20 protein-coding genes are annotated in these 26,228 nt (G+C 66.3%); 11 read left to right on the forward strand and 9 right to left on the reverse strand.

The genetic code is table 11. The features are described from left to right. The gene (locus U5A57_RS21910; protein ID WP_321913757.1) at window positions 1-987 is read right to left on the reverse strand and encodes a helix-turn-helix domain-containing protein; all 987 of its coding nucleotides are present in this window, start codon (window positions 985-987) and stop codon (window positions 1-3) included. A 145-nt stretch (window positions 988-1,132) separates the two neighbouring features. Here U5A57_RS21910 and U5A57_RS21915 point away from each other — a divergent pair, with 145 nt between their 5' ends. After that, the gene (locus tag U5A57_RS21915) at window positions 1,133-1,768 is read left to right on the forward strand and encodes a cysteine hydrolase family protein (protein WP_415765301.1); all 636 of its coding nucleotides are present in this window, start codon (window positions 1,133-1,135) and stop codon (window positions 1,766-1,768) included. Window positions 1,769-1,839: 71 nt separating this feature from the next. Here U5A57_RS21915 and U5A57_RS21920 read toward each other — a convergent pair whose 3' ends face one another. Further along, the gene (locus U5A57_RS21920; protein WP_321913759.1) at window positions 1,840-2,493 is read right to left on the reverse strand and encodes a TetR family transcriptional regulator; all 654 of its coding nucleotides are present in this window, start codon (window positions 2,491-2,493) and stop codon (window positions 1,840-1,842) included. Between the two features lie 435 nt (window positions 2,494-2,928). Between U5A57_RS21920 and U5A57_RS21925 the strand changes: the two genes are divergently transcribed. The 3 genes from U5A57_RS21925 to U5A57_RS21935 are packed head-to-tail and all read left to right on the forward strand — an operon-like array spanning window position 2,929 to window position 9,037. Beyond that, window positions 2,929-4,203 (forward strand): efflux RND transporter periplasmic adaptor subunit, encoded by a 1,275-nt coding sequence (locus tag U5A57_RS21925; RefSeq protein ID WP_321913760.1) that lies wholly within the window; start codon window positions 2,929-2,931, stop codon window positions 4,201-4,203. Window positions 4,204-4,218: 15 nt separating this feature from the next. Next, on the forward strand, window positions 4,219-7,494 hold the full coding sequence (locus tag U5A57_RS21930; protein WP_321913761.1) for an efflux RND transporter permease subunit: 3,276 nt from the start codon (window positions 4,219-4,221) through the stop codon (window positions 7,492-7,494). Window position 7,495: 1 nt separating this feature from the next. After that, window positions 7,496-9,037 (forward strand): efflux transporter outer membrane subunit, encoded by a 1,542-nt coding sequence (locus tag U5A57_RS21935; protein ID WP_321913762.1) that lies wholly within the window; start codon window positions 7,496-7,498, stop codon window positions 9,035-9,037. A gap of 208 nt (window positions 9,038-9,245) precedes the next feature. On the opposite strand, the gene U5A57_RS21940 is transcribed toward U5A57_RS21935, so the two are convergent. Then, window positions 9,246-10,700: a nucleobase:cation symporter-2 family protein gene (locus tag U5A57_RS21940; protein ID WP_321913763.1), complete on the reverse strand. Its 1,455-nt coding sequence runs from the start codon at window positions 10,698-10,700 to the stop codon at window positions 9,246-9,248. A gap of 609 nt (window positions 10,701-11,309) precedes the next feature. On the opposite strand from U5A57_RS21940, the gene U5A57_RS21945 reads away from it, so the two are divergent. Continuing rightward, window positions 11,310-12,785 (forward strand): xylulokinase, encoded by a 1,476-nt coding sequence (locus U5A57_RS21945; RefSeq protein ID WP_321913764.1) that lies wholly within the window; start codon window positions 11,310-11,312, stop codon window positions 12,783-12,785. 69 nt (window positions 12,786-12,854) lie between these two features. Here the strand turns inward: U5A57_RS21945 and U5A57_RS21950 are convergent, their stop codons facing one another. Genes U5A57_RS21950 through U5A57_RS21960 form a run of 3 tightly spaced genes read right to left on the reverse strand, consistent with a single transcriptional unit; the run spans window position 12,855 to window position 15,606 of the window. Further along, window positions 12,855-13,637, reverse strand: a complete 783-nt coding sequence (locus tag U5A57_RS21950; RefSeq protein ID WP_028205927.1) for a metal ABC transporter permease — start codon at window positions 13,635-13,637, stop codon at window positions 12,855-12,857. Beyond that, window positions 13,630-14,598: an ABC transporter ATP-binding protein gene (locus tag U5A57_RS21955; RefSeq protein ID WP_321913765.1), complete on the reverse strand. Its 969-nt coding sequence runs from the start codon at window positions 14,596-14,598 to the stop codon at window positions 13,630-13,632. The genes U5A57_RS21950 and U5A57_RS21955 overlap by 8 nt, the downstream gene beginning before the upstream one ends. Before the next feature lie 24 nt (window positions 14,599-14,622). Next, window positions 14,623-15,606 carry a metal ABC transporter solute-binding protein gene (locus U5A57_RS21960; protein WP_321913766.1) on the reverse strand — a complete coding sequence of 328 codons (984 nt, stop codon included), beginning with the start codon at window positions 15,604-15,606 and terminating at the stop codon, window positions 14,623-14,625. 323 nt (window positions 15,607-15,929) lie between these two features. Here U5A57_RS21960 and U5A57_RS21965 point away from each other — a divergent pair, with 323 nt between their 5' ends. The 6 genes from U5A57_RS21965 to U5A57_RS21990 all read left to right on the forward strand — a co-directional run bounded on the left by U5A57_RS21965 (window position 15,930) and on the right by U5A57_RS21990 (window position 21,953). Then, window positions 15,930-16,733 (forward strand): L-iditol 2-dehydrogenase, encoded by an 804-nt coding sequence (locus U5A57_RS21965; protein ID WP_321913767.1) that lies wholly within the window; start codon window positions 15,930-15,932, stop codon window positions 16,731-16,733. Window positions 16,734-16,830: 97 nt separating this feature from the next. Next, window positions 16,831-18,165 carry a sugar ABC transporter substrate-binding protein gene (locus U5A57_RS21970; RefSeq protein WP_321913768.1) on the forward strand — a complete coding sequence of 445 codons (1,335 nt, stop codon included), beginning with the start codon at window positions 16,831-16,833 and terminating at the stop codon, window positions 18,163-18,165. A gap of 144 nt (window positions 18,166-18,309) precedes the next feature. Continuing rightward, window positions 18,310-19,254 (forward strand): carbohydrate ABC transporter permease, encoded by a 945-nt coding sequence (locus tag U5A57_RS21975; RefSeq protein ID WP_415765296.1) that lies wholly within the window; start codon window positions 18,310-18,312, stop codon window positions 19,252-19,254. Next, window positions 19,251-20,120 (forward strand): carbohydrate ABC transporter permease, encoded by an 870-nt coding sequence (locus tag U5A57_RS21980; RefSeq protein WP_415765294.1) that lies wholly within the window; start codon window positions 19,251-19,253, stop codon window positions 20,118-20,120. Before U5A57_RS21975 ends, U5A57_RS21980 begins: the two co-directional genes overlap by 4 nt. Before the next feature lie 12 nt (window positions 20,121-20,132). Beyond that, on the forward strand, window positions 20,133-20,819 hold the full coding sequence (locus tag U5A57_RS21985; RefSeq protein ID WP_321913769.1) for an HAD family phosphatase: 687 nt from the start codon (window positions 20,133-20,135) through the stop codon (window positions 20,817-20,819). 24 nt (window positions 20,820-20,843) lie between these two features. Next, entirely contained in the window at window positions 20,844-21,953 is a 1,110-nt protein-coding gene (locus U5A57_RS21990) for a sn-glycerol-3-phosphate ABC transporter ATP-binding protein UgpC (RefSeq protein WP_321913770.1), read from the forward strand. Window positions 21,954-22,071: 118 nt separating this feature from the next. Here the strand turns inward: U5A57_RS21990 and U5A57_RS21995 are convergent, their stop codons facing one another. From U5A57_RS21995 to dalD, 3 genes are all read right to left on the reverse strand, one after another. After that, window positions 22,072-23,019 (reverse strand): sugar-binding transcriptional regulator, encoded by a 948-nt coding sequence (locus U5A57_RS21995; RefSeq protein ID WP_158758530.1) that lies wholly within the window; start codon window positions 23,017-23,019, stop codon window positions 22,072-22,074. Window positions 23,020-23,073: 54 nt separating this feature from the next. Next, the gene (xylB, locus tag U5A57_RS22000; RefSeq protein ID WP_321913771.1) at window positions 23,074-24,555 is read right to left on the reverse strand and encodes a xylulokinase; all 1,482 of its coding nucleotides are present in this window, start codon (window positions 24,553-24,555) and stop codon (window positions 23,074-23,076) included. A gap of 122 nt (window positions 24,556-24,677) precedes the next feature. Continuing rightward, window positions 24,678-26,084, reverse strand: a complete 1,407-nt coding sequence (gene dalD, locus U5A57_RS22005) for a D-arabinitol 4-dehydrogenase (RefSeq protein ID WP_321913772.1) — start codon at window positions 26,082-26,084, stop codon at window positions 24,678-24,680. Window positions 26,085-26,228: the final 144 nt, after the last annotated feature.

The raw sequence follows: 26,228 nt of genomic DNA on the forward strand, positions 1-26,228 counted from the left end.
TCAATCCCCCCGAAACTCCCGCCGCCACGCCGACGGCGAAATCCTGAACGCCTCCACGAAATGCTGCCGCAGCGACGCGGCCGAGCCGAAGCCCGCGCGCTGGGCGATCGCGTCGATCGGATGATCGGTGCTTTCGAGCAATTGCTGCGCGCGTGCGAGGCGCTCGCCGAGCAGCCAGGCGCTCACTGTCGACCCCGTCGTCAAGCGGAACTGGCGCGTGAAGGTGCGCCGGCTCATCAGCGCGCGCTGCGCGAGCGAGTCAAGTGTGTGGGGCGCGTCGAGGTGAGCGCGAATCCAGTCGAGCAGGCCCGGCAGGCGGTCGCCGCGCCCGGCCGCCGCGAGTGGCTGCTGCACGTACTGCGCCTGGTTGCCCTGGCGATGCGGCGGCACGACGAGCCGGCGGGCCACATAGTTCGCGGCGTTCGAGCCGCACAGGCGCCGCATGAGATGCAGGCAGCAGTCGAGTCCCGCCGCCGTGCCCGCCGAGGTGAGCAGGTCGCCGTCGTCGATATAAAGCACGCCGGGATCGAAGCGCACGGCCGGAAACCGTTGCGCGAAATCGTCGGCGGCGGCCCAGTGTGTGGTGCCTGGCCGGTCGTCCAGCAGGCCCGCATGCGCGAGCACATAAGCGCCGAGGCAAAGTCCGACGAGGATCGCGCCGCTCGCGTGCGCTTCGCGCAGCGCCTCGCAAAGCGCGGCGCTCGGCGCTTCGTGGGTGTCGCGCCAGCTCGGCACGACGATCACGTCCGCGCCGCGCAGCCCCTCGAGCCCCTGCGGCGCGCCGATCGTGAAGCCCGCCGTGGTCGTGAGCGTGCCGGGCTCCGCCGCGCAAACGGCAAGTTCGAACGGCGGCACGCCGCCTTCGCTGCGGTCCTCGCCGAACACGACGCAAGGCACGGAAAGATGAAACGGGCTGATGCGGTCGAAGGCGATCACGGCGACGCGCAGCGGGGCGGGCGAAGGAGTCTGACGAGCAGCAGTGGCCATGGCGAGCCCCGAAGGTGAATGGCCCGATTCTAGCGAAAGTTGTCATTCGGGCCACTGTCGCGTGAGCGGGCTCAGCGCCACAATCGCGCCATCGACTTTGCGTCTTCGGACCGGTCGGTTCCTTTCAATCTCAGGAGGCATGGCCATGTCCGCGAATCCGCGCCGGGCGCTCGTCGTCATCGACGTGCAGAACGAATATGTCAGCGGCGATCTGCCGATCGAATTTCCCCCCGTCGAGACGTCGCTCGCCAATATCGGCCGCGCGATGGACGCCGCGCGCGCGGCAGGCGTGCCCATCGTGGTGGTGCAGAATCTCGCTCCGGCGGACTCGCCGCTCTTCGCGCGCGGCAGCGTGGGCGCCGATCTGCATCCGGTCGTGGCTTCGCGCGAGCGCGATCACCACGTCGAAAAATCGCTGCCGAGCGCCTTCGCAGGCACCGATCTGAAAGTGTGGCTCGCTGAACGTGGCATCGACACGCTTACGGTGGCCGGCTACATGACGCACAACTGCGATGCCTCGACGGTGTTCGAGGCGACCCACGCGGGTCTCGCCGTGGAGTTTCTCGCCGATGCGACGGGTTCGGTGCCGTATGCGAACGAGGCGGGAACGGTTAGCGCCGAGGACATTCACCGCGCGTTCAGCGTGGTGATGCACACGCGCTTCGCGGCGGTCGTGACCACGGATGCCTGGCTTGCCGCCGTCAAGGCAGGCGTGCCGCTCGCGCGCGACAACATCTACGCATCGAATCAGCGGGCCCGCGCGAATCGCGTGCCGGCCTGAGCGGGCAAGAAAAAGGCGGCCTCGTCAGCGGGCCGCCTTGATCGATCCGGGCGCTGCGCGCGCAGGAGGATTCAGGTGTTCGATTCGCTCGCGCCCGTGCGCAGCGACTGGCTGTAGCGCAGCGCGTCGAGCATCGCGTCGACGTGCAGTTCGGCGTTGCTCGCCACGTCGAACACGTCCGGCAGGATCGCCATGTCGCGCAGCGCGCCGCCAATGAACGAATGGAGCACGCGCGAGGCGCGCTTGGGGTCGAGGTCGGCGGGCAACTGGCCCTTCGATATTGCATTGCGCAACCCTTGCTCGATGCTCGCGAGACCCTCGCGCATGTCGGTCTGATGGCGCGCCATCACCGGCCCCATCTCCTCGACGAACTCGCACTTCAGGAACAGGATCTCGAACACGCGGCGGCGGCGCACGTCGGTTGCCGTGTTGCGCAGACACAAAATGCAAAGATCGCGCATGCGGCCGAGCGGGTCGGGCTCGCCGGGGTCCGTCGACGCCACCTTCAGTTCGTCGAGCGGCAGGACCACGCGGTCGAACATGGCCGTAAACAGGTCGCCCTTGTTCTCGAAATGCCAGTAGATCGCGCCGCGCGTCACGCCCGCGGTCTGGGCGATGTCGGCGAGCGATGTGCGCGACACGCCCTTCTCGTAAAAGACGTGTTCGGCGGCGTCGAGGATCCGGTTGCGCGTCTCCAGCGCTTCCTCTTTCGTTCGGCGGACCATGTTTTGAAGTCGGTGTGTTGCTGAGGGTTACGGGTGAACAAATGTATTTGGGGTGCGAACCGTAATGTATTGATTTGTAATATGGATCTGATGCGCGGATCGCACCTGCAGCGCCGTCCAACGGTTATGTAACGTCCTTTTACATTCATTCGCGAATGTATCTATAATAGCACCCCACCACCTGGGTGCCTCAAGTGGTGATGTCCGGTTAATATCCGTCACTGGCCAAGTGGTCGTAGAAACCCCAATGCGCGACGCCCCGTGGGTGGCGCGCAGCAGTATCGCCCGGACGGATGTGCAGACCGGAACGCGCCTTTCTAAAAGAAGTACCGGGTTTATCCGTCAGGTATTTGCCAGATGCTGGCGTGCGTGGTCGTCCTCCTCGTTGCAGGACGCCGCACGCTTTTATTGTCAGTTATAGACAGAGGTCGCTCCATGCGCGTCGAACGGGTTCCATTCCGCCTAATCAGTGTCGCGACGGCTGCCATCGTGCTCGCAGCCTGCGGGCAAAAGCAGTCGGCGCCGCCGCCGCAAACCCCCGAAGTGGGTGTCATTACCGTCCAGCCGACCGCCGTGCCGGTCGTCTCCGAGCTTCCCGGCCGCACCAGTGCCTTCCTCGTCGCGCAAGTGCGCGCACGGGTCGACGGCATCGTGCTGCGCCGCGAGTTCACCGAAGGCGCGATCGTGAAGGCCGGCCAGCGGCTCTACAAGATCGACCCCGCGCCGTATATCGCTGCGCTGAACACCGCCAAGGCCACGCTCGCGAAGGCCCAGGCCAACCTCGTCACGCAGAACGCGCTGGTTGCGCGCTACAAGGTGCTGGTGCAGGCCAACGCCGTGAGCAAGCAGGACTACGACAACGCCGTTTCCGCGCAGGGCCAGGCGGCAGCGGACGTCGCCTCCGGCAAGGCTGCCGTCGATACGGCGCAGATCAACCTGGGCTATACCGACGTCGTTTCGCCGGTCACGGGCCAGGTCGGCATCTCGCAGGTCACGCCGGGCGCCTACGTGCAGGCGAGCGCTGCGACGCTCATGTCGACGGTTCAGCAACTCGACCCGATGTACGTCGACGTTACGCAATCGAGTCTCGACGGCCTGAAGCTGCGCCGCGCGATTCAGGAAGGGCGCCTCGCGACCAATGGCCCGAACGCCGCGAAGGTGTCGCTCGTGCTCGAAGACGGCCGCGTGTACGCACAGAAGGGCAAGCTCCAGTTCAGCGACGTCACGGTCGACCAGACCACCGGCTCGGTGACGGTTCGCGCGCTGTTCCCGAACGCCGACCGCGTGCTGTTGCCCGGCATGTTCGTGCGGGCGCGCATCGAAGAAGGCATCAACAACAATGCGTTCCTCGTGCCGCAGGTTGGTGTGCAGCACGACCAGAAGGGCCAGGCGTCGGTGCTCGTCGTCGACCAGGACAACAAGGTCGTGCCGCATCCGATCGTTACGTCGGGCGCGCAGGGCCAGGACTGGGTCGTGGAGAGCGGCCTGCAGGCCGGTGACCGCGTGATCGTGCAAGGCACCGACAAGGTCAAGCCGGGTGCGCAGGTCAAGCCGGTCGCGGCGCAACTGCCGCCGCCGCCGCCGCCGGGCGCGCCTTCGGCCGACATGGCAACTGCCTCGGGCAATGCGAACGCTGCCAGCGCCGCGTCCGGGCCCGCAGCGGGTGCAAGCGGTGCCTCGGCTGCGCCTGCCGCCTCCGCAGCGCAATAACCGGGAGCCTGCTTCATGGCAAAGTTCTTTATTGATCGCCCAATTTTTGCATGGGTGATCGCCATCATCCTGATGCTGGCGGGCGTGGCCTCGGTGTTCACGCTGCCGGTCGCGCAGTATCCGACCATCGCGCCGCCTTCCATCCAGATCAGTGCGAACTATCCGGGTGCGTCGGCCAAGACGGTGGAAAACACGGTCACGCAGGTGATCGAGCAGCAGATGAGCGGTCTCGACCACCTGCTGTACATCTCGTCGACTTCCGATGACTCGGGCACGGCCACCATCACGCTGACCTTCGCCGCGGGCACCAATCCGGACATCGCGCAGGTGCAGGTGCAGAACAAGCTGCAACTCGCCACGCCGATTCTGCCGCAGGTGGTGCAGCAGCTCGGTATCAGCGTGACGAAGTCGAGCAGTAGCTTCCTGCTCGTGCTCGCGTTCGTGTCCGAAGACGGCAGCATGACCAAGTACGACCTCGCGAACTACGTGGCGTCGAACGTGAAGGACCCGATCAGCCGTATCGACGGCGTGGGTACGGTCACGCTGTTCGGCTCGCAGTACGCGATGCGCGTATGGCTCGATCCACACAAGCTAACGAACTTCCAGCTCACGCCAAGCGACGTCACAGCCGCGATTACGGCGCAGAACGTGCAGATCGCGGGCGGTCAGCTGGGCGGCACGCCGGCGGTGGCGGGGCAGTCGTTCCAGGCGACCATCACCGAATCGACGCTGCTGCAAACGCCTGAGCAGTTCGGCAACATCCTGCTGAAGGTGAATCAGGACGGCTCGCAGGTGCGCCTGAAGGACGTGGCGCGTATTGGTCTCGGCGGCGAAAACTACAACTTCGACACGAAGTACAACGGTTCGCCGACGGCCGGTCTGGGTATTCAGCTCGCGACGGGCGCCAACGCGCTGCAGACCGCGAAGCTCGTGCGCCAGAAGATCGACGACCTCTCGAAGTACTTCCCGCACGGTCTCGTCGTGAAGTACCCGTACGACACGACGCCGTTCGTGCGCCTGTCGATCGAGGAAGTGATCAAGACGCTGCTGGAAGGCATCGTGCTGGTGTTCCTCGTGATGTACCTGTTCCTGCAGAACCTGCGCGCGACGCTCATTCCGACGATCGCGGTGCCGGTGGTGCTGCTGGGTACGTTCGCGATCATGGCGGCGGTGGGCTTCTCCATCAACACGCTGTCGATGTTCGGTCTCGTGCTCGCCATCGGCCTGCTGGTGGACGACGCGATCGTGGTCGTGGAGAACGTCGAGCGGGTGATGGTGGAAGAGGGCTTGGGTCCAAAGGAGGCCACCCGCAAGGCCATGGGCCAGATCACCGGCGCGCTGGTGGGCGTGGCGCTCGTGCTCTCCGCGGTGTTCGTGCCGGTGGCGTTCTCGGGCGGCTCGGTCGGCGCCATCTACCGGCAGTTCTCGCTCACGATCGTGGCGGCCATGGTGCTGTCCGTGCTCGTCGCGCTGATTCTGACGCCGGCGCTGTGCGCGACCATCCTCAAGCCGATCCCGAAGGGCCATCACGAAGAGAAGAAGGGCTTCTTCGGCTGGTTCAACCGCACGTTCGAGACGAGCCGCGACAAGTATCACTCGGGCGTTCACCACGTGATCAAGCGCTCGGGCCGCTGGCTCATCATCTATCTCGCGGTGATCGTCGCGGTTGGCATGCTGTTCGTGCGCCTGCCGAAGTCGTTCCTGCCCGATGAAGACCAGGGCACGATGTTCGTGATCGTGCAGACGCCGGTGGGCTCGACCCAGGAAACGACGGCGCGCACGCTCGCCAACATCCAGAACTGGCTGCTCAAGGACGAAGGCAGCATCGTCGAGTCGGTGTTCACGGTGAACGGCTTCAGCTTCGCGGGCCGTGGCCAGAACTCGGGTCTCGTGTTCGTGCGCTTGAAGGACTACAAGCAGCGTCAGCACGCGGACCAGAAGGTCCAGGCGCTGGTGCGGCGCATGTTCATGCACTACGCGGGCTACAAGGACGCGACGGTGTTCCCGGTGAATCCGCCTTCGATTCCTGAACTCGGCACCGCGTCGGGCTTCGACTTCGAACTGCAGGATCGCGCGGGTCTCGGTCACGAGAAGCTGATGGAAGCGCGCAACATGCTGCTCGGCATGGCGGCGAAGGATCCGACGCTCGCACTCGTGCGCCCGAACGGCCTGAACGACACACCGCAGTTCACGATCGACATCGACCGTGAAAAGGCCGAGGCGCTTGGTGTGACGGCGGCTGCAGTCGACCAGACCTTCTCGATCGCGTGGGCGTCGTCCTACGTGAACAACTTCCTCGATACGGACGGCCGTATCAAGAAGGTGTACGTGATGGCCGATGCACCGTTCCGCATGACGCCGGAAGATTTGAACAACTGGTACGTGCGCAACAGTGCGGGCGGGATGGCGCCGCTGGGCTCGGTCGCGAGCGGCCGCTGGACCTTCGGTTCGCCGAAGCTCGAGCGCTACAACGGTATCTCGGCCGTGGAAATCCAGGGTCAGGCGGGGCAGGGCAAGTCGACCGGCCAGGCCATGACGGCCATGGAGCAGATCGCGGCGAAGCTGCCCGCGGGTATCGGCTACGAATGGACGGGTCTGTCGTATCAGGAACGCCAGTCGGGTTCGCAGGCGCCGATTCTGTACGGCATCTCGATCCTCGTCGTGTTCCTGTGTCTCGCGGCGCTGTATGAAAGCTGGTCGATTCCGTTCGCGGTCATCATGGTGGTGCCGCTCGGCGTGCTCGGCGCGCTGCTGGCGGTGACCTTGCGCGGCCTCGAGAACGACGTGTTCTTCCAGGTGGGTCTGTTGACCACTGTGGGTCTTTCGGCGAAGAACGCGATTCTGATCGTGGAGTTCGCGCGAGACCTGCAGGCCGAAGGGAAGATGGGACCGGTCGAGGCAGCGCTCGAAGCTTCGCGACTGCGTCTGCGGCCGATTCTGATGACGTCGTTGGCGTTCATTCTCGGCGTGCTGCCGCTCGCGATCAGTAACGGCGCGGGTTCGGCTTCGCAGCACGCGATCGGCACGGGCGTGATCGGCGGCATGCTCACGGCCACGTTCCTCGCGATCTTCATGATCCCGATGTTCTTCGTCGTGATTCGTGCGAAGTTCGCGGGCGAGAAGGAAGACGCGGACGTCGCGCTCCAGCACTACGAAGAGCACCACGCGCACGACCATGACAACGACAACGGCGGCAACGCCGGCGGTCAGGGCGGCACGGGCGGCAGCGCAGGTGGCGCAGGTGGCACTGGCGGCAGCAACGGCGACGGCCCGGGCAAGGAAGGACATTGAGATGCATAAACTATCCGTAATTGCAGCGGGCGCCGCAGCGTTGGCCGCTGCGCTCCTGGCAGGTTGCACGATGGAGCCGCACTACAACCGGCCCGAAGCGCCGGTGTCGCAAAGCTTCCCGCAGGGCGGAGTCTACGCGACGCAGCCGGTCGCCGCGGGCGCGAACGGTCAGGCCGCCCCGAGCGCGAAGGGCGCTGCAGCAACCGACATCGGCTGGCGCGAGTTCTTCGTCGATGCGCGACTGCAGCAGCTCGTCGCGATCGCGCTGAAGAACAACCGCGACCTGCGCGTCTCGGTGCTCAACGTCGAGGCGTCGCGCGCGCAGTATCAGATCGCGCGCGCCGAACTGTTCCCCGCGATCAACGGTACGGCGACGGACACGCGTACACGTGTGCCGCGTGATCTGCAGACCACGGCGAACAACCCGTACAGCGTCTACAACGTGGGTGTGCAGGCGTCGTGGGAAATCGACTTCTGGGGGCGCATCCGCAGCCTGAAGGACCAGGCGTTGGCGCAGTACCTCTCGACGGCGTATGCGCGCAAGGCAGCCGAGATCACGCTGGTTTCGGAAGTCGCGGACCAGTACCTGACCATGCTCTCCGACGACGACCTGCTGAAGGTCACGCAGGAAACGCTCAAGACGGCGCAGGACTCGTACAACATCGCGAAGGCGCAGTTCGATACGGGCACGGGCACCGAGCTGGATTTGCGTCAGGCGCAAACGGTGGTCGAGAACGCGCAGGCCAACATGCAGGCGCAACTGCGGGCTCGTGCCCAGGCCGAGAACGCGCTCGTGCTGCTGATTGGCGAGCCGCTGCCGGCGGATCTGCCGCAAGGCCTGCCGCTCGACGGCCAGGCCCTGCTCAACGACATTCCGGCAGGACTGCCGTCGGACCTGCTCACGCGGCGTCCGGACATCATGCAGGCCGAGGAAACGCTGCTCGCAGCAAACGCCAACATTGGCGCGGCGCGTGCGGCGTTCTTCCCGAAGATCTCGCTCACGGCGGCATTCGGCACCGAAAGCCTGTCGCTCGGCGGGCTCTTCAAGGCGGGCACGGCGGCGTGGAGTTTCGTGCCGCAGGTCACGCTGCCGATCTTCGAAGGCGGCTCGAACATCGCGAATCTGCAACTCGCGAATGTCGAGAAGCGCATCGAGATCGCCAGCTACGAGAAGTCGATCCAGTCGGCGTTCCGCGAAGTGGCTGACGGTCTGGCTGCGCGCGGCACGTACGACGAGCAGATCGCGGCGCTCGAGCGCAGCACCTTCGCGAACCAGCGCTCGCTCGATCTTTCGGAACTGCGCTACAGGAACGGCGTGGACAGCTATCTGCCGGTGCTCGCCGCGCAGACGAGCCTCTACACCGCGCAGCAGTCGCTCGTCACGGCGCGCCTCGCGCGGCTGACCAACCTCGTCGATCTGTATCGCGCGTTGGGTGGCGGCTGGATCGAGCACGCGGGCGAGACGCCGCGTGAGCCCGATGCGCCGGTCGACTACGGCGCGGCCAGCGCGCCGGTGGCGGCTTCGGCTGCGACGGCGGGGTAAGCGGCATCACCGCTTACGCAGCAGGAAGCAAGAACGCCACGGGAGACCGTGGCGTTTTTTTTGTGCGCGTTAGAAAGAAAAAAAGGCGCCACGGTTTCCCATGGCGCCGAACCAGCAAAAGACCCCTCCCGCATGTGTGTGTAGGTGAACACCTGCGAGCGGGGTACCTCTCGCGTCAACTCAATACGTTCAATTCGATTCGATCAGCTCAATGCGCGGCCGAGCGCGGCATTTCGTGGCCCGCGTCCGGAGCTTGTTCAGCGTCGGGATGGCGTTCGAGATCGTGGCCGGCGCGGCGGATGGCGCGCTCGGCGGCCTTCTCGCTCTTTGCGCCATTGAAGATCAGGTTCAGCACGACCGCCGAAACCGAGGCGAGCAGGATGCCGCTATGGAGCAGCGGCGAAAACGCGGGCGGCAGCTTGGAGAAAAAGTGCGGCGACACCACCGGCACGAGACCGAAGCCCACGCTCACGGCGACGATGAAGAGGTTGTGCTGGTTCTTCACGAAGTCCACCCGCGAGAGCACCTTGATGCCGTTCGCCGCCACCATGCCGAACATCACGATGCCCGCGCCGCCCAGCACGAAGGCGGGCACCGAGGCGACCATTTGCGCCATCTTCGGAAAGAGGCCGAGCAGCACGAGAATCACGCCGCCCATCGCGCACACATAGCGGCTCTTCACGCCCGTCACGCCGATGAGGCCGACGTTCTGCGAGAACGACGTGTGCGGGAACGAGTTGAAAATGCCGCCGATCATCGTGCCGAGGCCGTCCACGCGCAGACCGCGCACGAGCGTGGCCTGATCGACGGGGCGCTCGACCATGTCGCCCACGGCGAGAAACATGCCCGTCGATTCGATGAAGGTCACGAACATCACGATCACCATCGTCGCGATCGGCAGGATGTGGAACTTCGGCATGCCGAAGTGGAACGGCATGACGATGCCGACCCACGGCGCGCTCGCCATGCCTTCCAGATTCACGCGGCCAAGCGCAAGCGCGATGGCAAAGCCCGCGACAATGCCGAGCAGCACCGAGATATTGGCGACGAAGCCGCGCCCGAACTTGTTGATGAGCAGGATCAGCATCAGCACGAGCAGCGAGAGGCCGAGGTAGATGGGGTTGCCGTAATCGGGATTGCCCACGCCGCCGGCGGCCCAGTTGATGCCCACTTCCATGAGCGAGAGGCCGATCACCGCGATCACGGTGCCCACCACCACGGGCGGGAAGAAGCGCAGCAGCTTGCCGATCATCGGTGCGATCACGATGCCGATCGCACCCGCCGCGATGGTCGAGCCGAAGATGTCGAGCAGACCGAGCGACGGATTGGTGCCGATGGCGATCATCGGGCCGACCGAGGCGAACGTGCAGCCCATGATCACGGGCAGGCGAATGCCGAAGATCCACAGGCCGAGCGTCTGGATCAGCGTGGCGATGCCGCAGGCGAACAGGTCGGCGCTGATGAGGAAGGCGACCTGATCCTTCGGCAACCCGATCGCGCCGCCGACGATGAGCGGCACGGCGACCGCGCCTGCGTACATCACGAGCACGTGCTGGATGCCGAGTGTCAGCAACTGGCTGAACGGCAGGCGCTCGTCGCAGGGGTGCACCTGCTTCTGGCCAGATCGCTTGGCGGCCTGGTCCTCAATGCCCTTGGCTTGCATGTCGTCTGTCTCCGTCTCTTCGTTTAGGGATATGGCCTCCAAGGTATGCGGTAAGAAAATATGCAACAAGACCGCTGGGGACTATTCCGTGCTTTCCGGGCACGATATGCACCCGTCGAGATGGACAGGCGACATAAGGGTGGGATCAGCGTGCGCGGGGCGTGTGAGGCGGTTTCGTGACGGCTTCACCGGGCCACGTTTTGGACCGCGCGCGTGACGGCGCAAGGCGGGAACGCCCCTGTTTGCGGCGGTTGAGCGCTCTCGCGCGATGGGAGACGCGGCGCGGGCGTGGCGGCACGGCGGACCTAACGAACGTGTACCGCAGTATCGAGGGCAGACCGGCCATGCCGCGCGGGTCATGTCACATATGGCCGCGCCGTTATGATCTCTATTCCGAATGCCGGATGTGAGCCATTTTGCATCGCACGCGCACCCACCGGGTTAACCCGCGAATGGGCGTTTTTCGCGTCGAAATCGGCGGTGTTGCGCGCGGGTTCGAGGCACGTTTGAAAGTCCTGCTTAACGCACGTTTCGCACCGTGCATCTCGCCGCGCATCGCGCCGGTATGATGGCTTTTCCTTTCCCGCACAATCTCGCGCACCGTTTCCCATGAGCCCATCGCAAACGCGTTTTCTCGGCATCGACCTCGGCACCGGTTCACTCAAGCTAGGCATCATCGATGGCGATGGCGTCGAGCGCGCCGCCGCGAGCGTGGCCTACGCGCTCGATACGCCGCAACCCGGCTGGGCCGAGATCGCCGTGGATCGCTGGTGGGACGCGCTCGTCACGGCCTGCGCGCGACTGCCCGAAAGCGAGCGCGCGGCGGTGCGAGCCATCGGGTTTTCCGGGCAAATGCACGGCGTCGTACTCACCGATGAAGCGGGCCGCGCGCTGCGCCCCGCAATGCTCTGGCCCGACACGCGCGCACATGCGCTGCTCGATGCATGGCCGGACGAAGCCGAGCATCCGCAGCCCAACCCCGTTGCGCCCGGCATGGCGGGGCCGCTGCTGCGCTGGGTTCTGCAGCACGAGCCGCAAGTCGCACAAGCCGCACGCTGGGCGCTGCAGCCGAAAGACTGGCTGCGCGTGGCGCTCGGTGGCGCGCTCAACGCCGATCCCTCGGACGCATGCGCGACGGCGCTCGCCGCACCCGACGGTGCGTGGGATTTCGCGCTGATCGAGCGGCTGGGATTGCCGGCGCGGTGGTTCGCACCGTTGGCCGCATCGCATGAAGCGAGCGGCGCGCTGAGCGCGGCCGCCGCGCATGCGCTCGGACTGCCCGCGGGCGTCGTGCTCGCGACGGGCGCGGGCGACACGCCGTGCGCCGCGTTCGGCAGCGGTCTGGCCGACGAAGGCGACGCGCTCCTCACCACGGGCACCGGCGGCCAGATCGTCGTGACCGCGCGCAGCGAGCCGCCCGCGCGGCGCGGGCTGCATCGCTACCGCTCGGCCACGGGCGGCTGGTACACCATGGCCGCGATGCAGAACGTGGGCGTGGCGCTCGAAGCGGCGCGCGGCTGGCTGGCCTACGACTGGGCTTCGGCCTACGCGGACGCGTTCGCCGTGCTGCCTTCGGAGACGCTGGCATTCCTGCCTTATTTGAGCGGGGAGCGCTCACCGTGGCTCGACCCCACGGCGCGCGGCGGCTGGCTCGGCGCTGCCCTTGGCGACTCGCGCGGCACGCTCATGCGCGCGGCGTTCGAGGGTGTGGCATTCGCATTGCGCGCGGGGCTAGACGCCGTGCGCAGCACGCGCGACGATGCGGACACCGTTGCCAACGAACGCAGTGTGCCGGCGCTCAAACTCGCGGGCGGCGGCTCCGTGGACGCGCGCTGGCGGCAGTTGCTCGCCGACACGCTCGACGCGGACCTCTACGCGATCGACTGCCCGAACGCCGCGGCGCGCGGCGCCGCGATGCTGGGCGGCCTCGCCTGCGGGCACTGGCGCATGAGCGACCTCGCGGCGCTTGCGCCGGCGGCGACGCAGGTGGCGTCGCCGCGTGAGGACGCCGCGCTCGCGCAGCGCTATGCGCGCTTCATCGATCTATATGGCCGCGTTCGAACGTGGTTCCCACCGGCATCGTGATGAGGCGCAAAAGCAAAAAGGCGTTGCCACCACGAGGGGCAACGCCTTTTCAATTACGCGCGTAACGTCCTAGCGACGCCCGATCAGACTCGCGCCGTAGACGAGCGCGGCGAGCGCGGTGATCCAGAAGCTGGTGGGCCAGTCGGTATAAAACGCGAGCGTGACGCCGAGCCACGCTTGCACGAGCGCGAGCAGCGCAGCCAGAACGAGTCCGGTGGAAAGGCGCGTGGTGAGATTCTGCGCGGCGGCGGCCGGACCGACCATCAGCGTAAAGACGAGCAGCACGCCGACGATCTGCGTGCACGCGGCCACCGCGAGCGCGGCGATGGCGAGGAACAGCATCGAAACCGCGCGCAGCGACACGCCCTTTGCTTCGGCGAGTTCGGGCTGCAGCGAGGCGAACAGCAGTGGCCGCATGATGGCGGCCAGTGCCGCCAGGCTCGCCACGGCGAGGGCGGCAAGCACGCCGAGCGTTTCGCGGTTCACGCCCAGCACGTTGCCGAACAGGAGCGCCGTGACCTGCGTGGCATACGACGTGAAGAAGTGCAGAAACAGCAGGCCGAAACCGAGTGCGAGCGAAAGAATCACGCCGATCGCCACGTCGCGGCCCGCGAGCTTTTCGCCGAGCGCCCCCATCGAAACGCCCGCGGCGAGCGTGAAGCCCACCATGCCCCACATCGGCGAAACGCCCAGCAGTACGGCGCCCGTGGCACCCGTGAAGCCCACGTGCGAAAGCGCGTGGCCTGCGAAGGTCTGGCCGCGCATCACGAGGAAATAGCCCACCACGCCCGCGAGCACCGCCACGATGCCCGACGCCGCGAAGGCGTTCACCATGAAATCGTATTCAAGCATCGTGCGTGTGGCCGTGTGTGTTGTCGTTGTTGTCGCCGTGACCATGGCCGTGCGCGTGGCCGTGGCCGTGGCCGTGGCCGTGGCCGCCGTGGTCATGGCCATGGTCGTGCTCATGTTCGTGGTCGTGCTTTTCGACTTCCACGTCGCCCGACATCACGAAGATGCGGCCCTTCATGCGCATCACTTCGATAGGCGAGCCGTAAAGGCGCGAGAGCACGGGCGCGGTGATGACTTCGTCCACGCTGCCGAGCGCGGCCACGCCGTTGCCGAGATAGAGCACGCGATCGAGCGCGTTGAGCAACGGATTGAGTTCGTGCGCGGAGAACAGCACCGCAATGCCAAGCTCGCGCTGCACGCGGCGCACGAGTTCGACCACGCCGCGCTGATGATTCGGGTCGAGGCTGATGAGCGGCTCGTCGAGCAGCAGCAGCTTCGGGTCGCCGAGCAGGCATTGCGCGAGCAGCAGGCGCTGGCGCTCGCCGCCCGAGAGCTCCGAAAGCGGGCGATCCGCAAGCGCACTCGCACCCACGAGATCGAGCACGCGCGCGACGTCGGCGCGCGTGGCGGCGTCGGCGCGCGGCAGGCCCCAGCGGTGGCCGTCGGCGGCCATCGCCACGAAGTCGCGGCCGCGCACGCGGCGGCTTGCGAGCGCCGTGCGCGTTTGCGGCATGTAGCCGATCTTCGCGTTGCCGCGCGCGACCGGCTCGCCCAGCACGCGAATCGCGCCGTGCGAGGCCGGCACGAGGCCGAGGATGGCGCGCATGAGCGTGGTCTTGCCCGCGCCGTTCGGCCCGAGCACGCCGATGAATTCGCCCTGGTTCACTGCAAAGTTCGCATCGCGCAGGATCGTGCGCTCGCCGAGCGAGAGCGTCACGCCCGCGAGCGTGAGCACAGGCGTGGGCGCGCGATGCGCATGGTGTTGTGAAGCGATATCGGTGGGCGAAGGGCCGGCCCCGGTCATGACATCTGTCCTTGCTGAATACGGTTAGTGTTGCCCTGCTGTTCCCGCTGCAAGCGCCTTGTCGAGCGAGTCGAGCTGCACGAGCATCCATTGCTGGAAGCTCACGCCGGCCGGCTGTGTCTCGGTCACGCTCACGGACGGCACGTTGGACTGCTTCGCCAGCGCCAGCATGCGCCGCGTGAGGGCCTCGGTCGCCTGGCTGTTGTAGATCAGCACACGCACGCGGCGCTCGCGCAGGTCGCGCTCGAATGCCGCGATGTCCGACGCGCTTGCCTCGGTGTCGTTCATCGTCGCGAGCTGGAAGCGCAGGTTGCGCATGTCGAGGCCGACCGCATCCGACATATAGCCGAACACCGGCTCCGTGGCCGTGACGGGCTGCCCCTGGTAGCGCGCGCGCAGCGCCGCGACCTTGGCGTCGACCGGTTGCAGCGAGGCGAGGAACGTTGCCAGGTTGGCATCGTACACGCTCTTGTGCGCGGGGTCCGCGGCGCCGAGCGCGGCGCTCACGGCGCGCGCCACGGCAGGCATGGTCTTCGGGTCATACCAGAGGTGCGGATTGTCGCCCGCTTTCTTGCCGACGAGGTCCGCCGCAATGATCGTCGTGCGGCTGTTTGTGCTTTTCCCGCCGCCCGTGGCGCCGAGCAGCTTGGTCATCCACGGGTCGTAGTCCGCGCCGTTATAGACGACCACGCGCGCGTTCTGGAGCGCGCGGGCGGTCTTCGGGCTCGCTTCGAAGAGATGCGGGTCCTGGTCGGGGTTGCTCAGGATGCTCGTCACGTCCACGTAATTGCCGCCGATCTGCTTGACGACGTCGCCGTAGAAGTTTTCCGCTGCAACGACGGGAAGGGCGGCACTGGCCGCCTGCGCCGCCATGGCTGCAGTCGCGCCGCCGAACGCCGTCCCCAGCGCGAGAGCGAGCCTGGCCGCGAAACGCGCGAGCGCGAAGCCCCGGCGCGCGCCGGCCGTAGCCGCGCGGGGCCGGCAGTTCGCGTGGGTGAACGTGATCATGGTTCTATCCTTGTTGATAAGGGAGCCTGAAAGCGGACGCGTCGGTGTCGCGAAGGCGAGATGATATAACGTATCACTTCGATTGGCGAGTCAGCTCGCCATCCGGTCAGGGGGCCGGATCCGCGGGCCGCAGCCAGCCAAGGCTTGCGCGCCGCACCATCGAAATCTCGTCCAATCGCGTTGGTTCGCCTTGACAGTCTCCGACTCGTATCCGATCATTCGATCAACGACAGAGCAAATGCTCACATGTCGGGCGATCGCTCAGATGCTCCCCGGAGCACCAGCCGGGCGCGCCCCACACGGACGAAAATTGGAGACAACCTGTGGCACACACCGCGACGCGAGCGGCAGGACGTTTGCAGGACAAGGTAGCCGTGCTGACCGGCGCGGCGAGCGGTATTGGCGAGGCGGTCGCGCAGCGCTATCTGGACGAAGGCGCGCGCTGCGTGCTCGTCGACGTGAAGCCGGCCGATGCCGTCGCGCCAACGCTCGCCTCCGCGTACCCCGAACGTGTGCTCGCGATCTCCGCAGACGTGACCCGCCGCGAGGACATCGAGCGCATCGTGCTCAGTGCGGTCGAGCGCTTTGGCCGCATCGACGTGCTCTTCAATAACGCGGCGCTCTTCGACATGCGCCCGCTCCTCGACGAATCCTGGGACGTGTATGACCGCCTCTTCGCGGTGAACGTGAAGGGCATGTTCTTCCTCATGCAGGCCGTGGCGCGCCATATGGTCGAGCAGGGGCAGGGCGGCAAGATCATCAACATGTCTTCGCAGGCGGGCCGCCGCGGCGAGGCACTCGTTTCGCACTACTGCGCAACCAAGGCCGCCGTGCTGAGCTACACGCAGTCGGCGGCGCTCGCGCTGGCGCCGCATCGCATCAACGTGAACGGCATCGCACCGGGCGTGGTCGACACGCCGATGTGGGAGCAGGTCGACGCGCTCTTTGCGCGTTACGAGCATCGCCCGCTCGGCGAGAAGAAGCGACTGGTGGGTGAGGCCGTGCCGCTCGGGCGCATGGGCCTGCCCGAGGATCTCACAGGAGCCGCGCTCTTTCTCGCTTCCGCCGACGCCGATTACATCACCGCGCAGACCCTGAACGTCGACGGCGGCAACTGGATGAGCTGATATTTCCCGCAACTCTCGCCCGCAACCCTTGCACAACGCATCACGACAGCAGCACGGCTGCAGCAAGACATAACGCAACGAACAAGGAGACAACGTCATGAAGCCAGCAATGAAGACCGCCGCGAAGTGCATAAGTCGCGCGGTGAGTGCGGGTGCACTCGTCGCCGCAGCCAGCGCCGCCCACGCGCAAACCGTTACGATCGCCATGTTGAACAATCCGGACATGATCGAGCTGAAGAAGCTCTCGCCGGCCTTCGAAAAGGCCAATCCGGGCATCAAGCTGAACTGGGTGATCCTCGAAGAAAACGTGCTGCGCCAGCGCGCGACCACCGACATCACGACCAACAGCGGCCAGTTCGACGTGATGATGATCGGCACGTACGAGGCGCCGCAATGGGGCAAGCGCGGCTGGATCGTGCCGATGACGAACCTGCCCGCGAGCTACGATCTCGACGACGTGGTGAAGACCGCGCGCGACGGTCTCTCGTACAACGGCACGCTCTATGCGCTGCCGTTTTACGTCGAAAGCTCGATGACGTATTACCGCAAGGACCTGTTCGACAAGAAGGGCCTCAAGATGCCCGAGCAGCCGACCTATGACCAGATCCGCGACTTCGCCGACAAGCTGACCGACAAATCGGCCGGCCAGTACGGCATCTGCCTGCGCGGCAAGGCCGGCTGGGGCGAGAACATGGCGTACGTGACGACGGTCGCGAACACCTTCGGCGGCCGTTGGTTCGACGAGAAGTGGCAAGCGCAGCTCACGTCGCCCGAGTGGAAGAAGGCGGTGAACTTCTATGTCGACATGCTGAAGAAGGATGGCCCTCCGGGAGCGAGCTCGAACGGCTTCAACGAAAACCTCACGCTGATGTCATCGGGCAAGTGCGCGATGTGGATCGACGCCACGGTGGCCGCGGGCATTCTCTACAACAAGCAGCAGTCGCAGGTGGCCGACAAGATCGGCTTCGCGGCCGCGCCGACCGAAGTCACGCCCAATGGCGCGCACTGGCTGTGGTCGTGGGCGCTCGCCGTGCCGAAGTCGTCGAAGTCACAGGACGCCGCGAAGAAGTTCATCGAATGGGCGACCTCGAAAGAGTATGTCCAGATGGTCGCGCAGGACGAGGGCTGGGCTTCGGTGCCGTCGGGTACGCGGATTTCGACGTATCAGAATCCCGAGTACAAGAAGGCCGCGCCGTTCTCCGACTTCGTGCTGAAGGCGATCCAGACCGCCGATCCGACCCATCCGACCGCTAAGCCGGTGCCGTACACGGGTATCCAGTTCGTTGGGATTCCTGAGTTCCAGTCGTTCGGTACGGTCGTGGGCCAAAGCGTTGCGGGCGCCGTGGCAGGGCAGATGAGCGTCGATCAGGCGCTCACGGCGGGTAACGCCGCTGCCAACCGCGCTGTGGCGCAAGCCGGGTATCAGAAGTAAAGGCGAAAAATGAGGCTGCGATGTTCGAGCAGCCAGCGTAGTCACGCGAGCGCGCGCCGGGCCGCCCGGCGCGGCGCGCGCCCTCGCGAAGCCGATGCAGCGCCTGCACCCTGAGCAGGCGCGCAACCGAGAAGGGTGGTCCTCATGCGTCATCTCCATCTCCCCATGCCTATATTCAATCGAGCGCGCACGCCACAGAAACCGCAGCAGGTCGAATCGCGCCGCACGGCGTCGCGCTGGCTCGTGTCGCCGTCCGTCGCGGTGCTGCTGCTGTGGATGACGATCCCGCTCGCGATGACGATCTGGTATTCGTTCACGCGATACAACCTGCTGAATCCGGACCTCAAGGGTTTCGCGGGCTTCGACAACTACCGGTTCCTCGCTACCGACCCCTCGTTCGTGCCGTCGATCGTGCACACCATCGAGCTGATCGTGGCGGTGCTCGTGATCACCGTGGTCGGCGGCGTGCTGATGGCAGTGCTGTTCGACCGCAAGTTCGTGGGCCAGGGCGTGGCGCGCCTCTTCGCCATCGCGCCGTTCTTCGTAATGCCCACGGTGAGCGCGCTGATCTGGAAGAACATGATCTTGCATCCGGTGTATGGCCTCGTGGCCATCGCGATGCGCTCGATGGGCATGACGCCGATCGACTGGTTCGCTGTGTATCCGCTCACCGCGGTCATCATGATCGTGGCCTGGCAATGGCTGCCGTTCGCGTTCCTCATTCTCTTCACGGCGATCCAGTCGCTCGACCAGGAGCAGAAGGAAGCCGCGAAGATCGACGGCGCGGGGCCCATCGCCTTGTTCTTCTACATCACGCTGCCGCACCTGCGGCGCGCGATTGCCGTTGTCGTGATGATGGAATCCATCTTCCTGCTCTCGATCTTCGCCGAGATCTACACGACCACGGGCGGCGGTCCCGGCAACGCGACCACGAACCTCACCTACCTGATCTACTCGTTGGGCCTGCAGCAGTTCGACGTGGGTATCGCTTCGGCTGGCGGCATTCTCGCTGTCGTGCTGGCGAACATCGTGTCGTTCTTCCTCGTGCGCATGCTCGCGCGCAACCTCAAAGGGGAGTACGAAAAATGAGCCAGATTACTGCTACGCCTGCTCGATCGCCCGACGCGGTCAACCATTCGTCGCCGCTGCAGTTCCTTGGTCGCGTGGTCCCGGGGCTGCTCGCCTGGCTGATCGCGATTGCGCTGTTCTTCCCGATCTTCTGGATGACGATCACGGCATTCAAGACCGAGCAGCAGGCCTATATTCCGACGATCTTCTTCCTGCCGACGCTCGACAGCTTCCGCGAGGTGTTCGCGCGCAGCAACTACTTCGCGTTCGCCTGGAATTCGGTGCTGATCTCGGCGGGCGTGACGGTCGTCTGCCTGATCTTCGCCGTGCCCGCGGCCTACGCGATGGCGTTCTTCCCGAACCAGCGCACGCAGAAGATCCTGTTGTGGATGCTCTCCACGAAGATGATGCCTTCGGTGGGCGTGCTCGTGCCGATCTATCTGCTGTGGAAGAACACGGGGCTGCTCGACACGGTGAGCGGGCTCATCATCGTCTATACGCTCATCAACCTGCCTATCGCGGTGTGGATGGCGTACACGTACTTCAACGAGATTCCACGCGACATTCTCGAAGCGGGGCGTATGGACGGCGCGGCTACCTGGCAGGAGATCGTCTATCTGCTCATGCCGATGGCGGTGCCGGGCCTCGCCTCCACCGCACTGCTGCTGATCATTCTTTCGTGGAACGAAGCATTCTGGAGCATCAACCTCTCCAGCTCGAACGCCGCGCCGCTTACCGTGTTCATCGCTTCGTATTCGAGTCCTGAGGGGCTCTTCTGGGCGAAGCTTTCCGCGGCGTCGCTGCTGGCGGTCGCGCCGGTGCTGATCGTCGGCTGGCTTTCGCAGAAGCAGCTGGTACGCGGCCTTACGTTCGGTGCAGTCAAGTAAATGGACCACGCGATGCCCATTCAAGCCCTCATCTGCGACTGCGACGGCGTGCTGATCGACAGCGAAGCCGTGGCGGCCAGCGTGCTGGTGCGCGAACTCGAAGCGCGCTGGCCCGGTGTGGACGCGGCGCCGGTCGTGATGCCGCTGCTTGGCCAGCGCATCGAGCGCGTGCTGGGCGGCGCGGGCGAGGCACTCGGGCGCAGTCTGAGCGCAGCGGACGTCGATGCGATCCGCGCGGTCGCAGAAGCCCAAGCGCGTGAGGCGCCGCTTTTCCCGGGCGTCGTCGCCGCGCTGGAAGCCGTGACGCTCACCAAGGCCTGCGCGAGCAACAGCTACACGGCGGTGGTGCGCGAAGTGCTGGCGCGCAATGGACTCGAACGCTTCTTTGGCGCGCGCGTGTACTGCGCGGATATCGTCGCCAAACCGAAGCCCGCGCCCGATGTCTACCTCGCGGCGGCGCAGGGTATGGACGTCGCGCCCGCCGCGTGCCTTGTGGTCGAGGACAGCGTGACGGGTGTGAGCTCGGCGCGCGCGGCCGGCATGACCGTGCTCGGCTTCGTGGGCGGCACGCATGTGGGCGGCGACGCGCACGCGCACGAGTTGCGCGAAGCGGGTGCAATCGAAATTTTCGACGACATGACGACGCTGCCTGCGCGGGTGGCGCAATGGATGAACAGGGCGCATACGCGTTCGAACTGAATCAGGCAGAAACGGAGACATATCATGGCAAGCGTGATCCTCAGAGACGTACTGAAGCGCTACGACGACAACGAAGTCCTGCGCGACGTGAACCTCGACATCGGCGACGGTGAGTTCGTCGTGTTCGTTGGCCCGAGCGGCTGCGGCAAGACCACGCTCATGCGCATGATCGCTGGGCTTGAGGACATCAGCGGCGGCGACCTGATGATCGACGGCACGCGCATGAACGACGTGCCTCCGGCCAAGCGCGGCATTGCAATGGTGTTCCAGTCGTACGCGCTCTATCCGCACATGACGCTCTACGACAACATGGCGTTTGGCCTGAAGCTCGCGGGCGCGAAGAAGCCCGAGATCGACGCGGCCGTGAAGAACGCCGCGAAGATCCTGCATATCGACCACTTGCTCGACCGCAAGCCCAAGCAGCTTTCGGGCGGCCAGCGCCAGCGCGTGGCGATCGGGCGCGCGATCACGCGCAAGCCCAAGGTGTTCCTGTTCGACGAGCCGCTCTCGAACCTCGATGCCGCGCTGCGCGTGAAGATGCGCCTCGAATTCGCGCGTCTGCACGATGAACTGAAGACCACAATGATCTACGTGACACACGATCAGGTCGAAGCGATGACGCTCGCCGACAAGATCGTCGTGCTCTCCGCGGGCAACGTCGAACAGGTCGGCAGTCCGAACCGTCTGTATCACGCGCCGGCGAACCGCTTCGTGGCGGGTTTCATCGGCTCGCCGAAGATGAACTTCCTCGACGGCACGGTGCAGAGAGTCGAGAGCGACGGCATTGTCGTGCGCTACGAGACGGGCGATACGCAGAAGGTGGCCGTGGAGCCCGGCACGGCGCGCGAAGGCGACAAGGTGACGGTGGGCATCCGTCCCGAGCATCTGCACATCATGACGGGCGGAGAAGGCGTGAGCGCGAAGGCGATGACGGTCGAATCGCTTGGCGACGCGGCCTATCTCTACGCCGAATGCCCGGTTGCGCCCGATGGCCTGATCGCGCGCATTCCGCCGCTGGAGCAGCACGAGCGCGGCGAGGCGTTCAAGGTCGGCTCGACGCCCGATCATTGCCATCTCTTCAATGCGGACGGACTGGCGTTCGAGCGTCGCTTCGCGCAGCAACTGGCTGCGTGATTTCACTGGCTTGCTGTACGCACCGCCTCGAAGTGTGAGGCGGTGGTGTGGCGAGGTACCTGAGGTTGCCTTTGTTAGCCCGCTTCGTGCGGGCTTCTTTTTTTGCCTTGCGCAGGGTTTAGCGTTCGATCGCTGCGCGCGCGCACAGCTCGTCGGTGACGAGCCCGGAGAGCCAGCCGCCGTTGAGCGCCGCGATCACGGCTTCGCGCTTGCGCGCGCCGCCTGCGAATCCGATGGTCGGGCGGCGCGGCGGCGAATCGAGGTAGACGCTCGTCACGCGGCGGCCCGTGGGCGAATCGACGCGTTTGCCGGCCGCGTCGATCGGCAGGCCGAGCATTTCGGCCACGGCGCCCTGGCCCATCAGTTCACGCACTTCGTCGGAGGTGATGAAGCCGTCCTCATGCAGCGGGCAATGCTCGCCGATGTTGCCGATGCCCACGAACGCGACATCGGCCTCGCCCGAAAGCGATTCGACGATGCGATAGAGCCGGTGATTGCACCACTGTGCGCGCTCGGCCTCGTTATCGGCGATGAGCGGCGCGGGCAGCAGGAAGTGCTTGCCGCCCGTTTTCTCGGAGATATGCAGTGCGACATCGTAACGGTTCGACGAGCCGTCCTGGGCGATCGCGCCTACCATCGAAACCAGCCGATGCTGCGGCCGCTCCAGCTGCGCGATCTGATCGACAGCCGCCTTGAGCGTGCGTCCGCTGCTCACCGCCACCACCATCGGCCGCTCTTCGGTGAGGTAGCGCTCCATCACTTGCGCGCCCGCGACCGCGAGCTTGCGGTCGATTTCCTCGGGCGTGTCGTTGTCCACGGGCACCACTTCGCAGACCGAAAGGCCGTAGCGCTTCGAAAGCGCGTCGGCGAGCGCGAGACAATCGGCGAGACGGTGATCGACGCGCACGCGAATAAGGTTCTTCTCGACCGCGAACGCGACGAGGCGCTGCGCGACGGGGCGCGACACCTGCAGTTTCTCGGCGATTTCGTTCTGGGTGTTGCCGGCCACGTAGTAGAGCCAGGCGGCGCGGGTCGCGAGATCGAGTTTTTCGGTGGACTTGGGCACGGTGGTGGTCGGAGCGGGATCGGGGCCGAAGTGTACTGCACGAAATTGCGCGGCTTACGCGAGGCGTTCGCGCGAGGGCTCGAAAAGCGGGCGCACGTGGCGGTACAGCGCGCGGTAGGCGGTCAGCCGCTCGCGCAGCGCCGCGTGGCGCGCGGCGTTCGGCGTGTACTCGGCCACCACGGGCGGCTTCGTCAGCACCTCGCGTGCGTCGCCGCCTGCCGCGAGCCAGCCAAGGCGCGCCGCGCCGAGCGCCGCGCCGGTCTCGCCGCCGCCGTGCTGGCGCGTGGGCGTGTTGAATGCGTCCGCAACCAGTTGCGCCCAGTAGCCGCTGCGCGCGCCGCCGCCGAGCATCGACAGCGCGCCCACTTCGGTGCCGGCGGCCGCGAGGGCGTCGAGGCCGTCGGTGAGCGCGAGCGTCACGCCTTCGAGCACGGCGTAGCCGAGCAGCGCGCGGTCGGTCGCGTGCGTCATGCCGAAGAACACGCCCTGCGCATACGGGTCGTTGTGCGGCGTGCGCTCGCCCGAGAGATACGGCAGGAAGAGCGGGGCTTCGGCGAGCGTTTGCGCGCCCAGCTGTTCGACTTCGGCGAGCAGCGTGGGCTCGTTCGTGCCCGTGAGCTTGCAGACCCAGCGCAGGCAGCTCGCCGCCGAAAGCACGACGCTCATCTGGTGCCAGCGGTCCGGAATCGCGTGGCAGAACGCATGCACGGCGGAAGCGGGGTTGGGCCGGAAGCGGTCGCCCACCACACACAGCACGCCCGAGGTGCCGAGCGAGACGAAGCCGTCGCCGGGCTGCGTCGCGCCGATGCCGATGGCGCTCGTCGCGTTGTCGCCGCCGCCCGCGGCGACGACCACGTCCTCGCGCAGGCCGAATTCACGCGCGAGTGCGGGCAGCAGCGTGCCGGAGGGCGCGCTGCCTTCGGCGAGCGCGGGCATTTGAGCGCGCGTCATGTTGCAGGCGTCGAGCAGCGCGTCCGACCAGTCGCGTTTGGCCACGTCGAGCCAGAGCGTGCCGGCGGCGTCCGATGGATCGGAGACCTTGCCGCCCGTGAGCTGCAGGCGCAGATAGTCCTTTGGCAGCAGCACGCAGGCCGTTGCGCGAAAGATCTGCGGCTCGTGGCGCGCGACCCACAGCAGCTTGGGCGCGGTGAAGCCCGGCATGGCGAGATTGCCCGCGATGCGATGCAGCTGCGGCGCGCGCGCGGTGAGTTCGGCGCATTCGTCCACCGCGCGCATGTCGTTCCAGAGGATCGCGGGGCGCAATACGCTGTCGTGCGCGTCGAGCAGCACGGCGCCGTGCATCTGTCCGGAAAGGCCGATGCCGCGCACCTGCGCGAATTCGTGCGGATGCGCCTCGCGCAGCGCAGCGAGCGCGCGGCGCGTGCCGTCCCACCAGTCGGCGGGATTCTGCTCGGACCAGCGCGGGTGCGGGCGCGAGACGACGAAGGGCGTGCCGGCAGTGCCGATCACGCGGCCGTCGGGCGCGAGCAGCAGGACTTTCACTTCGGAGGTGCCGAGGTCGATGCCGAGATACATAGGCGCGCGGAAGTCGTAATGTGAGTTGCGCTACTTTAGCCGCGCGCCGTGCGCGACGCCATGCGCGCCGACCCGGAGGGCGCGCGCGGCGCGGGTGTGACGGATCAAGCCGCCGTGTCGCTTCACACGCTGCACCCGCGCGAGGCGAGCCACGCGTCGACGCGCGCGAGCGCGCCGCGCACGGCGCTGCCGAGCGTCGGGTTGCCGGCGAGGCCGCCCCAGAGCAGCTTGTCGCCGAGAAACGTCGAGACAGGGTCGCCGCTGTCGAACATGCGGTGCACGGCCGCCTGGTCCATCACGCCATCCTGGTAGGTGTAGGGCAGCGTGCCCTTGTGCCAGCGCGCGAGAAAGCGCAGGAAGAGCGCGGGCAGCATGGCCGTGGCGGCAGGCGTCGCGCCGCTGGCGATGCGTTGCGCGAGCGTTGGCGCGATGAAGCCGGGGATCTTTGAGTAGCCGTCGGCGGCCACGCGCTGGTTCGTGTCCTGGATGTACGGATTGCTGAAGCGTTCGAGCACGACGTCGCGGTACTTCGCGAGATCGAGCGGGCTGGGGGTGAGGCAGGGAATCACGTCCTCGCTCACGTACTCGCGCGCGAAGGTGCGGATGTCGGCGTCGTGGGTGCCTTCGTGGATGAAGTCGAGCCCGACGAGCGTGCCCGCCCACGCAATGCAGCTGTGCGTGGCGTTGAGGATGCGGATCTTCGCTTCCTCATAGGGCATCACCGATTCGACCATCTCCGCGCCCGCGCGCTCCCAGGCGGGCCGCCCCGCGCAGAAGTGATCCTCGATCACCCATTGAATGAACGCCTCGCCCATCACGGGGCAGGCGTCGTCCACGCCGGTCGCCGCCTTCACGCGCTCGCGCACGTCGGGCGTGGGGCGCGGCGTGATGCGGTCGACCATCGAGTCGGGGCAGGCCGTGTTCGCGTCGAACCAGGCGCGCAGATCCGTCGCGCCGCGCAGCGCGAGGAACTCGCGCATGCCCGCGTGAAAGCGCTTGCCGTTGCTGCGCAGGTTGTCGCAGGTCTGCAGCGTGATGGGGCCGCCATCGCGCGCCATGCGCGCTTCGAGGATCGCGGCGAGGGCACCGTAAATGGTCGTGCGGCCGCCCTTGAGGTCGGCGGCGAGGTCCGGGTTCGCGGTGTCGAGCCGGTCGTGTTCGTCGAGGTAATAGCCGCCTTCGGTCACCGTGAACGCGATGATCTTGCAGTTCGGGTCGGCGCCCGCGTCGATCAGGCTCGCGAGATCGGCAGACCATGGCAGCACGCGCGTGATCGAGCGGATCGTTTCGTAGGCGCGCTCGCCCTGCGGCGTGACCGTTTCGAGCGTGTAGGCGCCGTTCTGCGCGGCCAGCGCGTCCATCACGGCGTTCATGTCGGAGCGGATGTTGCCGACGGTGAGCGACCAGGCGGCCTCGTCGGGCTTGCGCGTGAGGTTCACGCGATGCAGGTACCACGCCTGATGCGCCCGGTGAAACGACCCGGCGCCGATGTGCAGGATCACGTTCGCATTGCTGCGTTCGGTGTTCATTCGGTGTCTCCTTACTCAAAGCGGCCTGACGGCTCGAGCCTGAGCAATTGCTCTAGTGATGAACGAATGATCGTATCCGGTCGATCGAAAGTCAAGCGGGCGAGGGCGGTTTTCGGTGGCGCGCTGCGGCGGCGGAGGACGCGC

This window comes from Paraburkholderia sp. J11-2 (assembly GCF_905220185.1).
GTDB lineage: Bacteria > Pseudomonadota > Gammaproteobacteria > Burkholderiales > Burkholderiaceae > Paraburkholderia.